This is a genomic window from Kineosporia babensis (assembly GCF_021129305.1).
GTDB classification, from domain to species: Bacteria; Actinomycetota; Actinomycetes; order Actinomycetales; family Kineosporiaceae; genus Kineosporia; species Kineosporia babensis.
This window is the reverse complement of the sequence record NZ_JAJOMB010000001.1, coordinates 681,552-695,179: the sequence shown is the minus strand read 5'-3', so window position 1 is coordinate 695,179 and position 13,628 is coordinate 681,552. Positions and strand designations below refer to the sequence as shown.

Here is a 13,628-nt window from a genome sequence, read left to right as displayed (position 1 = left end):
GGCCGCGATACTTCCAAAACATCGGCCGCGATACCTCACGAGCTCAGCAGATCGACCAGCTCGTCGGGCCGGGAGGTGCTCAGGACCAGCTCGTTCGCCACCGCGAAACGGCACACGGTGAGCCGCACCCGGGCCGGCCCGCGCAGCGTGACCCGGACGAACGGAACCTGCCCGCCCCGGGTGGCGGTGGCCCGGCCCGAGCCGAACGGCACGTCGATCCCCAGCCCGATCGGGTTCAGCGTGGTGGCCGGGTCGTAGCGCTCGGCCCGGCCGATCAGCCGGCGCGGCACCCGGGCGCCCCCGAGCAGGCCGAAACGCAACGTCAGACCGTTCTGGTCCACCACGATCCGGCCCCTGAGCGCGCTGGCCAGCACCACCAGCAGGACGGCAGAGGGCACCAGCACGAACCCGGTGGCCACCGCGGCGGCATCGTCGGGCAGTACGGCGAAAAGCAGCGCCGCCACCCCCACCACTTCCATGAAACTGATCAGGGCGACTCCGGTGGTCAGGCACCCCCAGGGCAGCCGGGGCCCCAGGTCGAAGACCTGAACCGGATGCCCCGTTTGCTCCATTCAGGGATTATCGCCGTACTTGTCTGCAGAACGTCACTCCAGCAGGGGGTTGACGTCTCAAATTGCAGGCGCCGCCGAGTAGATCAACTCTTGAGTCAGCACCGGGCAGAGGAGCTGCCCGGTTCGGTTCCGGAGGAGTGTCCAGCATGGAAATCGGCGGCATCATTTCCGCGATCATCATCGGATTGGTCATCGGTGCCCTGGGGCGTCTCGTCGTTCCCGGCAAGCAGAACGTGCCGATCTGGATGACCATCGGCATCGGCATCATTGCGGCGCTCATCGGTACTGCCATCGTCGGCCCGATGCGGGACACGAGCGGTATCGACTGGATCGAGATCCTGGCCCAGGTGGCGCTCGCCGCCATCGGTGTCGCGCTGGCCTCTAGCCTGAGGACCGGCGGTCGGGGTCGCAGCATTCGCTGACCCCCACCGGCCCCCGGGCCGGATCCGAAACCGCTTCGGCCGGTTGCCCCCAGGGGCAGCCGGCCGTTCGGTTTTTGCCGGAAACGCCCAGGTCGGTTACGGCACCTGAGGGACACCTCGCGCGATATCCCTGGCCGGGGAGGAAATCCTCCTCTAAAATTATATTACTAAGCAGTAACTTAGTAGGTCTGACGGCCGAGGGGACGCAACGATGAGTCACTACCGCCACAATCTGCGCGACGTCGAGTTCAACCTGTTCGAGGTCTTCGGCCGGGACCAGGTGCTGGGGAGCGCTCCGTTCGAGGACATCGACGGCGAGACCGCGCGCGAGATGCTGCGCGAGATGTCCCGCCTGGCCACCGAGGAGCTGGCCCCGTCCGCCGTCGACAGCGACCGCAATCCGCCGGTTTTCGACCCGGCCACGCACTCCGCCACCCTGCCGCCCGCCTTTGTGGCGGCCTACAACACCTACGCCGACTCCGGCTTCTGGCAGATGGGGGTGCCGACCGAGATCGGCGGCACCTCCGCGCCCAGCTCGCTGCGCTGGGCGATGCTGGAGTTCCTGCTCGGCGCCAACCCGGCGATCCACATGTACGCCTCGGGTTTCGACTTCAGCAACATGCTCTACCGGCTCGGCACCCCGGACCAGCAGCGCCTGGCCGAGCTGCTGATCGACAAGCGCTGGGGCGCCACCATGGTGCTCACCGAGCCGGACGCCGGCTCGGACGTCGGGGCCGGGCGGTCCAAGGCCGTCCAGCAGCCCGACGGCACCTGGCACATCACCGGGGTCAAGCGCTTCATCACCTCGGGCGAGCACAACCTGTCCGACAACATCCTGCACTTCGTGCTGGCCCGCCCCGAGGGCGCCGGCCTGGGCACCAAGGGCCTCTCACTGTTCATCGTGCCGAAGTTCCACGTCGACCTGGCCACCGGCGAACTGGGCGAGCGCAACGGCGCTTTCGTTACCAACGTCGAGCACAAGATGGGCCTGAAGGTCTCCACCACCTGCGAGGTGCGCTTCGGTGAGGTGGACGACGTCCCGGCGGTCGGCACCCTGCTCGGCGACGTGCACAACGGCATCGCGCAGATGTTCCAGATCATCGAAAGCGCCCGGATGATGGTCGGTACCAAGGCCATTGCCACCCTCTCGACCGGCTACCTGAACGCGCTGGAGTACGCCAAGGAGCGGGTGCAGGGCGCCGACCTGACCCAGATGCAGGACAAGACCGCGCCCCGGGTCACCATCACCCACCACCCCGACGTGCGCCGCTCGCTGATGACCCAGAAGGCCTACGCCGAAGGTCTGCGCGCACTGGTGCATTTCACCTCGGTGCAGCAGGACGCGGTGAAGATCGCCCAGGCCCGGGGCGAGCACGACGAGGATGCCGAGCGGCTGAACGACTTCCTGCTGCCGATCGTGAAGGGCGCCGGTTCGGAACGGGCCTGGACTCTGCTCGGCTCGGAAAGTCTGCAGACGTTCGGTGGTTCCGGCTTCCTCCAGGACTACCCGCTGGAGCAGTACGTCCGGGACGCCAAGATCGACACGCTGTACGAGGGCACCACCGCGATCCAGGGCACCGACTTCTTCTTCCGGAAGATCGTGCGGGACAAGGGCCGGGCGCTGTCTGCGGTCACCGAGCAGATCACCGAGTTCGCCAAGGCCGACCCGGGTGACGGCCGGCTGGCGGCGCAGCGCGAACTGCTCGGCAAGGCCTGCGAGGACTTCGGCGGGATGGTGGCGCACCTGCTCAAGGTGGTACGCACGGCCGATACCCGGGTGGAGGGGGCTGACGTCAAGAACGTCTACAAGGTCGGCCAGAACACCACCCGGCTGCTGCTGGCCGCCGGTGACCTGCTGGTCGGCTGGCTGCTGCTGCGCCAGGCCGACGTGGCCCTGACCGCCCTGGAGGGCCGGCCCAAGGCTGCTGACCAGGCCTTCTACCAGGGCAAGGTGGCCGCGGCGTCGTTCTTCGCGGCGCAGGTGCTGCCGCGTCTGGCGGTGGAGCGGGCGATTCTGGAGGGCACCGACAACTCCCTGATGGAGCTGGACGAGGCCGCCTTCTGATCCTCGCCGGGACGGGCGCCAACCGGAAGCGTCCGTCCCGGGTTTCTCCGTTTTCGTCCCTCGGGCGGTGAGTGTGCTGCCAGGCTTGACCCTGACATCGTGTCAGGCCGTAGACCTGGAGCATCATGTTCACCATCGGAGACTTCGCCAGGCACGGCCGGGTATCGGTGCGGATGCTGCACCACTACGACCGGCTCGGACTGCTGCGGCCGGCTCAGGTGGATCCGGTCAGCGGGTACCGGTTCTACCAGGCGGCCCAGCTGTCCCGGCTGAACCGGATCGTCGCCCTGAAAGACCTGGGATTCACCCTGGAGCAGGTCCTTTCGATCATCGACGACCAGCTCGAGGCCGGTGAGCTGCGCGGCATGCTGCGGCTGCGCCGGGCCGAGCTGGAAAGTCAGATGCGCCAGGACGCTGCCCGGCTCACCCAGGTCGAGGTGAGGCTCTCGATCATCGAGAAAGAAGGCATCATGGCTACCGAGGACGTCCAGATCAAGTCGGTCCCGGCCGTTCGGCTGGCCCAGTTGTCCGGCGAGGCAAAGGGTTTCAACCCGGATGAAGTGGGCCCGGTGATCCAGCCGCTGTACGGGCAACTGCACGAGCGGATGCAGAGCGCCGGCGTCGCGATGACCGGCCCGGCGATTGCCTGGTACGAGGAAAAGGCTGACGGAGTACTGGTTCACGCCGGTTGCCCGGTCAATCTGGAGCTCGGCGCGGAGCACGACTTCGAGGTGATCGATCTGCCCGGCATCGAGCAGGCGGCGACCATCCTGCATCACGGCTCGATGGACGGGGTGATGGCTACTGAGCAGCAGCTGGTGCGCTGGATCGATGCCAGCGGGTACCGCGCCGACGGGCTGAACCGGGAGCTGTACCTCAACTACGGCATGGGGGACGAGTCCACCTGGGTCACCGAGCTACAGGTCGCCGTCTTCCGCGACTGACGCAGCCACCGGGCCGCCCACGGCGACACACCCAGAGCAAATTTGAGGACGGTGTGCGCACGTGGGCGCTCAGGTGCCCTTTTCGGGATCTTCGGTTTCGTCGGTGGGGAGCTGCGCGGCCAGGGCCGAACCGTCGGGGCCGCGCAGCCAAAGCACCGGGCTGGGGGCGTTCAGGGCGGCATCCTCCGGGGGCAGCGGCGTACCGTGGGTCAGCACCTGCTCCACCGTGGTCAGCTGACGGATCAGCACCATCCGCAGGGCCTCGGGCACCTCGTCGGCCAGCTCCTCGTACAGCTGCGGGTCGTGCTGGCCGTCGTCGCCGACCAGTACCCAGCGAAGCTGCGGGAAATCGGCCACCAGGCGGCGCAGCTCCCGGTGCTTGTGGTCCCGGCCGGAGCGGAACCAGCTGTCGGTGGTCGGCCCCCAATCGGTCATCAGCAGCGGCCCGCGCGGATAGTCGTGGTGCTCCAGGAACAGCGCCAGCGCCCGGGCCACGTTCCAGGCTCCGGTGGACAGGTAGACCACGAACCCGTCCGGTTCCTGATGCCGCAACCGGCCGTACAACGCCGCCATCCCCGGCACCGGCCGGCGGTTGGTCGCCTTCACCACGAAGGTGTTCCAGAACGCCAGCAGTGGCCGCGGCAGGGCGGTGATCATCACCGTGTCGTCGATATCGCTGACCAGCCCGAACCGCTCGTCCGGGCCGACCACCCGCAGCCGGGCCGTGGCCGGGGGCCGGCCCACCACCGAGACCTGCAGCTCGTGCCAGCCCGGCGTCAGATCGCTGGGCACCACGACGTCCACGTACCCGCCCCGGTCGCTGCTGATCTCGTGGCTGAAACTGCCGACTCGCACCTGAACCGGAACCCCGGAAAGCCCGACCGTGAAGAACTTCCGCCACCAGCGTCCACCGGCGACCTCTTCGGCGGTGGCCCGCTGCGAACTCAGCTTCACCCGGAGCAGAACCCGCACCCAGCCTTCAGACCCGGCCGGGGCGGTGTGGGCCGGCGCCGATCCGTAGGCCGTGAACGGCACCGCCAGCGGGCGCCAGCCGAAGCGGCGCAGCACCCGGGCGAGCCGGGCCATCACCGCATCCTCGATGCGAGCACCACGATGCAGCCGGGTCGAAACGGTCACCTCGTGAATCCTAGATGCGCATCTGCCGCGGTGCGGCTCGAGGCACCCGCTCGCTGCGTCGACCCGCAATCGTGACCCGATCACGGACGTCCCCCATGATCATCTGCCCTACGATCACACCCCTTCATCACGATTTGAGAGGTATGACGTGGCGTCTGCAACAAGGCGACGGCGGCTCCGGCTGCCGATCGCCGTGCTGGTCTCGGGACTTCTGCTGTCGTTGCTCGCCGGTCAGGCCGCAGCAGCGAGCTCCTCCGGGCCCGCACACACCCTGTCCGCCGCGCGCAAGCAGGCTCCGGTCAAGCAGAACTCCTGGCAGAAGGCAGCCCTGGGCAGCAAGAGCCAGCAGAACTGGTACCGCCTGAAAGTGGCCGAGCGCAGCTACCTCTACGCGATGCTCGGCACCCTCCCGGCCGACTACAACCTGCGCCTGTACAACGACGCGGGCAAGCAGCTGAACGCCTCGGACAAGTCCGGTACCAGCGCCGAGAGCATCGGGCGAATGGTGAACCCGGGCACGTACTTCCTCCGGGTGGCCTCGACCAAGGGCTACAGCAAGTCCAAGAAGTACGACCTGCTCGCCCGCGTGGCCCCCGCCTCGGCCGGGGTGAGCATCTTGACCTCGCAGTTCGGCAACCTCCCCTCCAGCACGATCGTCGGCGAGATCGTCAACGCCTCGGACCAGTGGATGTTCGCCGACGCTGTCGACATCGCCTACTACGACGCCAAGGGCAAGCGCCTGCGCAAGTTCGACCGGGAGAGCCTGCGCCCGAACCTGGCCATCGCCCCGGGCCAGCGGGTCCCGTTCCAGACGATCCCCGGCAGCATCCCGCCCAAGGTGTTCGCCAAGGTGAAGTCCTTCAAGCTGACCGGGATCGACACCGACACCACCTCGGCCCAGCCGCAGAAGAGCCTGAAGGTCTCGGGCGTGAAGAAGGTACGCAAGACCCGCAGCGGCCTGGTCTCCTACACCTGGACGGGCAAGGTCACCAGCGCCTCCAGCAAGAAGGCCGCCAACGTGAACGTTGTGGTCCTGGCCCGCGACCGGCGCGGTGTCGTGGCCGGCTACGCGAACGACTGGCTGACCGGCCTGCCGGCCAAGAGCACCCGGAAGTTCGGCCTCAGCTACGGCAACTGGCGTTCCGGCCTGACCTTCAGCGTGAAGGCCTACGACGAGAACGGCCTGAACCGCTGGTGACGCCTGAACCGCTGGTGACGACATTGCGCCAGTAGTAGTAGCAGCGGCCCGGGCCGGAGGGTGCTCCGAGCCGGGCCCGCTGCGGGCTAATGGCACACCAGTGGCACAAGGCGGGGTTCCGGACCCGGAACGACGAAGCACCAGGCAGCGGCTGCGAGCCTCTGACCTGGCGCTTTGCGTGTGGAGCGGGTGACGGGAATCGAACCCGCACTGTCAGCTTGGGAAGCTGATGTTCTACCATTGAACTACACCCGCAGGCCCGAACTGATCGGGCGGACACACAGTATCAAAGTCCGGGCGGCTTGTGGCCAACCCTCCGGCACCCCGTCTCGGTTGCTAACCTTTGCCCCGAGGATCTTCAACGGGAGGCTGCGTTCGTGGCGGGGCGATGGGGACGTGACAAGCAGCAGGCGCCTGCGCCTGCTCCCGAGGTCGAGCAGGGCATCTCGGTTCTGGACCTGGCCGCCCGCCACCTGCTGCTGTGCCCCACCACGGTCGATCTCGAAGTGGTCGACACGCTGGTGCGCGACCGGATCCCGCACAGCGACCTGTACGACAGCGGCGAGGTCCAGCTCGGCCGGCACAGCCAGCTCACCGGCCCCTACCAGCTGTCGATGGAAGACGCGGTGGACGCGGGCGTCCCCATGCCCTGGACGGTCTGTTACTGCCTGGAGGCTCCGGTCGAGCGGGAAGACCCGCCGCTGCCCGGCGTGGACGATCGCGACGGCCTTGCCTACGCCTTCCCCGAAGGTCTGCCCTGGCGCGACGAAGGCCGCGCGCTGCAGCTGATGGTCAGTCTGGCCCGGCGGATCGGCGGCGCGGTGCGCGTCGCGGGCACGCTGCAGCTGATCCAGCCCGACCCGGATCGCGCGGTCGACTACGTGGTGCACTCCAAGACCTGGCTCGAGCCCGACGTCCTGCTCGGCATCGTGAACCGGGAGATGCCGGGGGCGGTGCTCGCGGTCGATGGGGAGGACTGGGCCGGCCCGCCGGCCGAGGCCTACAGCGGGGCGAGCCTGCTGGAGGATGTCGGGCGCAGCCCGCTCAGTCAGCAGGACCTGCAGCGTCTGCACGCCGCCGCCGACGAGCGCGACCGCCGGATGCTCAGCGAGGACGACGTGATCGACGGCTTCGCGATCGTGAACGACTTCGGCCGGCACGGGGTGGTCGAGGTGCTGGTCCACCTCACCGACGCCGACGACCCCACGGTGGCCGGGCAGCCCTGGGCCAACGAGGAACTGGTGACGTACGAGGTGCGCTGGCAGCCCCTCGACCCCTCGGAGCGGGAAATGCGTTACCCGCCGGAGGACTTCCGGACCGGCCGGGCGCACGTCGCGCCGCTGATCGCCCGCACCACCCGCGCGCTGGTCGAGGCGGCCGGTGGAATCGTGCTGGACGAGGACAACTTCGGGGTCGACCGCTACACGCTCTGAGCCGCTCCATCTACCGGCTTTGAGGCGCGGGCGCCAGTCACAACACTGCATCGGCGCTGACACAGGTATGAGCTTCTTTGGCCGTACCTAAATGATTCCTAAACGCTTTCCGGGCGGCGCTCAGGGCCCGATCGGGCTGATACGTTCACGTATCGGCACTTAATTAAAGAGCCTTCATAAATCATGACTCCCGCCCTGAAGGGGATCACCATGAAGCGAGCTCGGATCGCTGCTGCCGGCCTCACGGCCACTGCAGCGGCAGTTGCACTGGTAGCCACGCTCACGCCCTTGGGCGCGAACGCGGTCAACCCTGACAACACGTCCGCCACCACCTGCACCGGCCCCGCCTGGGACAAGGCGTTTGCCTACAACGGCGGCGACGTGGTCACCTACGAGAATCGTACGTACACCGCGAAATGGTGGTCGTACAGCGATGTTCCGGGGGCCAAGGGTGGCGCCGAGGTGTGGGTGGACGGCGGGGCCTGCTCCGGCACCCCCACAGACGAACCCACCGACAACCCAGGCGAACCGACGGACGAGCCCACGGACGTCCCCACGACCGAACCGACCGATGGTTCAAGCGAAGAGCCTACGGACGATTCGAGCACCGATCCCACGGATCCCACCGAGGATCCCACGGGAGAACCCACCGAAGAACCCACTGAGGAGCCCACCGGCGGCACGGGTCCGGCGGCCGGCCAGAAAGTGATCGGCTACTACACCCAGTGGGGCACGTACGCGCGTGACTTCCAGGTGAAGGACGTCGACACCAGCGGTGCCGCCGACAAGCTCACCCACATCAACTACGCCTTCGGCAACGTCACCGGCGGCAAGTGCGTGATCGGCGACTCCTACGCCGACTACGAGAAGAAGTTCCCGGCCGAGCGCTCGGTCAGCGGTGAGGCGGACACCTTCGACCAGGAGCTGGCCGGCAACTTCAACCAGCTGCTGCAGCTGAAGGAGAAGCACCCGGACCTGAAGGTGATCTGGTCGTTCGGCGGCTGGACCTGGTCGGGCGGCTTCGGCGAGGCGGCCAAGGACCCGGCGGCGTTCGCCAAGTCCTGCCACGACCTGGTCGAGGACCCGCGCTGGGCCGAGGTGTTCGACGGCATCGACATCGACTGGGAGTACCCGAACGCCACCGGCCTGTCCACGGACACCAGCGGCTTCGACGCCTACCGCGAGGTCATGAAGGCGCTGCGCGCCGAGTTCGGCGACGACCTGGTCACCTCGGCGATCACCGCCGACGGCACCGAGGGCGGCAAGATCGAGGCCGCCGACTACGCCGGTGCGGCCGAGTACGTGGACTGGTACCTGCCGATGACGTACGACTTCTACGGTGCCTTCAACGCCCAGGGCCCGACCGCGCCGCACTCCCCGCTGACCGACTTCGAGGGCGCCGGTAACCCGGGCTTCGACTCCGAGACGGCCATCGCCAAGCTGAAGAGCCTGAACATCCCGGACGAGAAGCTGCTGCTGGGCGTCGGTTACTACGGCCGCGGCTGGACCGGCGTCACCGAGGACGGCGTCGGCGGCACCGCCACCGGCCCGGCCAAGGGCACGTACGAGGCCGGCATCGAGGACTACAAGGTGCTCAAGGAGTCCTGCCCGGCCACCGGTGAGGTTGCCGGCACCGCGTACGCCAAGTGCGGCAGCGACTGGTGGAGCTACGACACCCCGGAGACTCTGGCCGGAAAGATGGCCTACGCCAAGGAGCAGAACCTCGGCGGCGCCTTCGCCTGGGACCTGTCCGGTGACACCGCCGACGCCGAGCTCACGAAGGCTGTCTCCAACGGTCTTTCCTGATCGGCGCATCCCCTAGACCCGGCGCCCGGCCTGCCCTGATAGGGCCGGGCGCCGGCCCTTCACGTGAACCTGCCCTGAAGAGGATCACTTTCATGTCACAGAAACGTCTTTCGCGTACCCGCAGGACGGCCGTCATCGCTTCCGGAGCGGTCGCATTGGCCGTAGCGGCCGCTCTGGCCGTCGCCTCCCCAGGCAACACCGCCCCCGCTCCCGAAGGATTCAGCACGGTCTGGCAGGACGACTTCGACGGCGCCCAGGGTTCCTCACCGTCGTCCGAGAACTGGCTGTTCGACATCGGCCACAGCTACCCGGGTGGCGCCGCCAACTGGGGTACCGGCGAAATTGCCGCCCACACCGACAGTCCCGAGAACGTCAGCCTGGACGGCGAAGGCAACCTGAACATCACCCCGCGGCGTGATGGCAACGGTGGCTGGACGTCGGCCCGGATCGAGACCCAGCGCAGCGACTTCGCGGCTCCCGAGGGTGGGGTGGTCCGGTTCGAGAGCCGGATCAAGCTGCCCGACGTGAGTGGCGCCGAGGCGCAGGGCATCTGGCCGGCCTTCTGGTCGCTGGGCGAGCCGTTCCGCGGCGTCTACAACAACTGGCCGGGCATCGGCGAGATCGACGTGATGGAGAACGTCAACGGCGAAAACACCCTGCACGGCACCGTCCACTGCGGCACGGCCCCGGGCGGGGAGTGCAACGAGCACACCGGCCTGGGCAACAGCAAGACCGGGTTCAGCCCGAGTCTGCAGGCCGACTTCCACACCTACGCGGTGGAACTCGACCGCAGCACCTCGCCCGAGCAGATCCGCTGGTACGTCGACGGCGAGAACTACCACACGGTCAAGGCCGACCAGGTCTCCGCGGACACCTGGTCCAAGGCCACCGACCACGGCTTCTTCCTGATCCTGAACGTCGCCGTGGGTGGCGGCTGGCCGGGGATGCCGACCGAGCAGACCGCCGAGGGCCGGCCCATGGTGGTTGACTACGTGTCGGTCTCGCAGAAGGGCGGTTCCGAGTCGACTGAGGACGCCGGGCAAACCGAGGAAGCCGGGCAAACTGGAGACGCCGGGGAGACTACGCAGCCCGAGGAATCGAGCGAGCCGGTCGAGTCCGAGGAACCCGTCGACACCCAGGAACCGGGCAACCGCGACGCGTTCAGCACCATCCGGGCCGAAAGCTTCGACACCGAGCGCGGGATCAAGACCGCGGCCAACGGCAACGCGAAGAAGCTGGGCAACATCGCCGACGGTGACTCGGCCGTGTTCAAGGGCGTGAACTTCGGGCAGCAGCCCGCGCACACCTTCGTCGCCCAGGCCGCTTCCGGAGCCGAGAACGGTGTGAGCGGCCTGATCGAGGTCCGGCTGGACAGCGAAAGTGCCGAGCCGGTCTCGACCATCTCGGTCGCCAACACCGGCGGCTGGGACAAGTTCAAGGATATTCCGGGCGAGATGTCCGCGATCACCGGCACGCACGACGTCTACCTGACCTTCACCTCAGGCCAGCCGTCCGAGTTCGTCGACCTTGACTCGTTCACCTTCGTTCGTTGAGTCCCGTTTAACCCTCACACTTTTAGGAATAGAGCCATGCCCTCGTTGAACCGTCGCACCCTGATCCGCGGAGCCATCGGCGGCAGCGTCCTGGGAGCCGCAGGCTTCTTCGGCCTGCCCCAGCTCGTCCACGCCGCCAACGGTCTGCCGCTGAAGATCGTGAACAACACCGGCAAGAGCAGCGACCAGATCTGGGTGCACGCGGTCGGGACCCACCTGAGCACCGGCAAGATGGGTCACATCAAGAAGGACGGCAACTTCGCCGAGATCGCGCTGTCCGACAACAGCAACAACGGCTTCACCAACTACGGCATCCGGCTCAGCGAGCTGAACACCTTGCCGCTGGCCACCCTTTCGGGCCGGGTCTACATCTCGATCGGGCAGCAGCTCAAGTTCAAGGTGGTCGGCACCGGCAGCGGCGTGGGCCTGCAGTACCCGGCCGGCTGGGTCAGCAGCGACCCGTCCTACAACATCGTGCACGACTTCATGGAGTTCACGAACAACGACGCGGGCATGTTCTGCAACACCACCATGGTGGACATGTTCGGCCTGCCCATGTACATCACGCTCGGCGGCAGCAAGACCCAGTCGATCGCGCAGTGGAAGGACGGCGGCCGCGCGAAGGTCTTCGAGGCGCTGAAGAAGCAGGCCGGTTTCGAGAAGCTGGTGCAGGGCAACCTGCGGGTGATCGCCCCCGGCCACGGCATCGACGCCGGCCTGTTCTCCAAGACCTACTTCGACGCCGAGATCGACGGCCGCTGGCAGCACTACAGCACGCGAGACCTGAACATGACGGCCAACAACCAGAAGTACGTCGGCCGGGTCGAGGGCAACAACTTCGTCTTCCGGCAGAACGGTGCGGTCAAGGCCACCTTCGCCAAGCCCACCACCCGCGACGTCTTCTTCTGCAACGGTGCCCTGGTCTCACCCAACGACGGGGTCAGCGGCCCGATCGGCGCCATCCTGGCCGCCTCGCTGAACCGCAGCGTCCTGCTGCAGAACAACCAGCCGATCACCACGCCGGCCTCGTACTACCGCAACAACATCACCAACCACTACTCCCGGGTCCTGCACGAGAACACCGTCGACGGCAAGGCCTACGGCTTCGCCTACGACGATGTCTGCGAACAGGCCTCGTACATCCAGGACAACGCGCCCAAGAACGTGACGCTGACGCTTCAGCCGTTCTGAGATAGGACAATGGGCCCGGTGGTCGTTGCTGACGACCGCCGGGCCTTCCCAGACTCGGCCCCACTCCTACGGGTTTGCGGGAACAACCAGGGATGTACTCGGCCTCGACACCGCCGACGTCGGGATAGCCGCCCCTGGGCCGCCAAAGGCGTAACCCCGGCGATATGGCCTCTGCCAGGGATCGTTCCGGGGTCTTCGCACCTAGAGTGACGGCGTTAGAACCGGATGTCAACTGAGGTTTCCTGCATCTTCTCGTTGGTGACTGACACAGGCGTCAGGGCCAGACAGATGTCATCAGCTGGGCTGATTCGACATGGCTCACGATGGAAAGCGCATACTTGCGCACCGTTTCTGCAAGCATCTCGAGCGCGCTGGCCACCGTTGAACCGGGCTCGACCTCTGCCCAGACCGCGATTCGATCTTCCACGACGACTGCGACTGCTTGGCCTGGGCGCCGGCACCGTGACCACGCTCCGTACCGCGTTGGGGCGCCCACCCGGTAACGCGTAAACAAAGTGTCTCTGACAGCACTTTGTTTACGCGTTAATGGCTTTGGTGGAGTGCAGCTGTCCGGCGCCAGGGTGGCGGAAGCGAGCATGGCGCGTCCTGGATGACTCGGCCTCGACCTCCACGACGCCGCCGACTGCGACGTGGCTCCCTGGGCATTGACGCAATGAACCAGCACTGCACCCGACTTCGGCACCTCTGGTTAACGACTGGGCATGTCGAACCGTCCGAGCCGGAGCAGCGTTCTGTTTTCCTAGCGCACTGGTGACTTCGCTACGAGTTGGCGGCGCAGGGCGATCACCAGCTGGCCTTCGGGCTCTACGAATGGAACGTCGCTACGGCGGCGGCCGTGATGACCACGACCGCGATGGTGGAGGTTGGCTCTTCGTCCGCAACCGCGCCGCCCATCACGAACCCATCCACCGACGCGACCTGATGGCCGACCACCGCTCAGCGGTCCGGGGAGGGCCGGCTGGATCTCGCCCGACTGCGCGGCCTGGATCGCCGACCGATCGCCGATCCCGGCGGTCGTCTCGGCCCGCCCCTGCTGATACACCGCAGCTCTACTTTTGTTGAACGAAAACTCAAATGGGGGACGCGTGCGGGCACCATACGCGTCTGCCATCTGGTTTGCGCTGGATCCGGTTACGACCGGGTAGACCGTCTGGCGTAACCCATTGGGGCTAAGGCGTTCTGCGGAGATTGGAACACCCTACGGCTACTTGATCGCCTCGGGCGTTCGGCCTTATTCGGCCCCGCTGCGGCATCGGAGTGAAGGACGACACGGCCGATCGGGTGAC

11 protein-coding genes and 1 tRNA gene are annotated in these 13,628 nt (G+C 67.1%); 8 read left to right on the top strand and 4 right to left on the bottom strand.

Going from position 1 to position 13,628, the window contains the following annotated elements:
* Window positions 1-35: 35 nt before the first annotated feature.
* Complete coding sequence (locus LR394_RS03160) at window positions 36-572, bottom strand: hypothetical protein (protein ID WP_231438794.1); 537 nt, start codon at window positions 570-572, stop codon at window positions 36-38.
* Between the two features lie 146 nt (window positions 573-718).
* Here LR394_RS03160 and LR394_RS03155 point away from each other — a divergent pair, with 146 nt between their 5' ends.
* The 3 genes from LR394_RS03155 to LR394_RS03145 all read left to right on the top strand — a co-directional run bounded on the left by LR394_RS03155 (window position 719) and on the right by LR394_RS03145 (window position 4,003).
* Window positions 719-994 (top strand): GlsB/YeaQ/YmgE family stress response membrane protein, encoded by a 276-nt coding sequence (locus LR394_RS03155; RefSeq protein ID WP_231438793.1) that lies wholly within the window; start codon window positions 719-721, stop codon window positions 992-994.
* 211 nt (window positions 995-1,205) lie between these two features.
* Window positions 1,206-3,059, top strand: a complete 1,854-nt coding sequence (locus tag LR394_RS03150; RefSeq protein ID WP_231438792.1) for an acyl-CoA dehydrogenase — start codon at window positions 1,206-1,208, stop codon at window positions 3,057-3,059.
* Between the two features lie 125 nt (window positions 3,060-3,184).
* Window positions 3,185-4,003 carry a MerR family transcriptional regulator gene (locus LR394_RS03145; RefSeq protein ID WP_231438791.1) on the top strand — a complete coding sequence of 273 codons (819 nt, stop codon included), beginning with the start codon at window positions 3,185-3,187 and terminating at the stop codon, window positions 4,001-4,003.
* 69 nt (window positions 4,004-4,072) lie between these two features.
* Here the strand turns inward: LR394_RS03145 and LR394_RS42665 are convergent, their stop codons facing one another.
* Window positions 4,073-5,140, bottom strand: coding sequence for an App1 family protein (locus LR394_RS42665; RefSeq protein WP_231438790.1), 1,068 nt, complete (start codon window positions 5,138-5,140; stop codon window positions 4,073-4,075).
* 148 nt (window positions 5,141-5,288) lie between these two features.
* Here LR394_RS42665 and LR394_RS03135 point away from each other — a divergent pair, with 148 nt between their 5' ends.
* On the top strand, window positions 5,289-6,338 hold the full coding sequence (locus tag LR394_RS03135) for a hypothetical protein (RefSeq protein WP_231438789.1): 1,050 nt from the start codon (window positions 5,289-5,291) through the stop codon (window positions 6,336-6,338).
* A 181-nt stretch (window positions 6,339-6,519) separates the two neighbouring features.
* On the opposite strand, the gene LR394_RS03130 is transcribed toward LR394_RS03135, so the two are convergent.
* Window positions 6,520-6,593, bottom strand: a tRNA-Gly gene (locus LR394_RS03130).
* Between the two features lie 122 nt (window positions 6,594-6,715).
* Between LR394_RS03130 and LR394_RS03125 the strand changes: the two genes are divergently transcribed.
* The 4 genes from LR394_RS03125 to LR394_RS03110 all read left to right on the top strand — a co-directional run bounded on the left by LR394_RS03125 (window position 6,716) and on the right by LR394_RS03110 (window position 12,321).
* On the top strand, window positions 6,716-7,771 hold the full coding sequence (locus LR394_RS03125) for a hypothetical protein (protein WP_231438788.1): 1,056 nt from the start codon (window positions 6,716-6,718) through the stop codon (window positions 7,769-7,771).
* Window positions 7,772-7,981: 210 nt separating this feature from the next.
* Window positions 7,982-9,577, top strand: a complete 1,596-nt coding sequence (locus tag LR394_RS03120; protein ID WP_231438787.1) for a glycosyl hydrolase family 18 protein — start codon at window positions 7,982-7,984, stop codon at window positions 9,575-9,577.
* 92 nt (window positions 9,578-9,669) lie between these two features.
* Complete coding sequence (locus tag LR394_RS03115; RefSeq protein WP_231438786.1) at window positions 9,670-11,130, top strand: carbohydrate-binding protein; 1,461 nt, start codon at window positions 9,670-9,672, stop codon at window positions 11,128-11,130.
* Between the two features lie 36 nt (window positions 11,131-11,166).
* A complete protein-coding gene (locus LR394_RS03110; RefSeq protein WP_231438785.1) occupies window positions 11,167-12,321 on the top strand; it encodes a beta-1,3-glucanase family protein in 1,155 nt (384 codons plus the stop codon).
* A 274-nt stretch (window positions 12,322-12,595) separates the two neighbouring features.
* Here the strand turns inward: LR394_RS03110 and LR394_RS03105 are convergent, their stop codons facing one another.
* Window positions 12,596-12,748 (bottom strand): hypothetical protein, encoded by a 153-nt coding sequence (locus tag LR394_RS03105; RefSeq protein ID WP_231438784.1) that lies wholly within the window; start codon window positions 12,746-12,748, stop codon window positions 12,596-12,598.
* Window positions 12,749-13,628 lie beyond the last annotated feature (880 nt).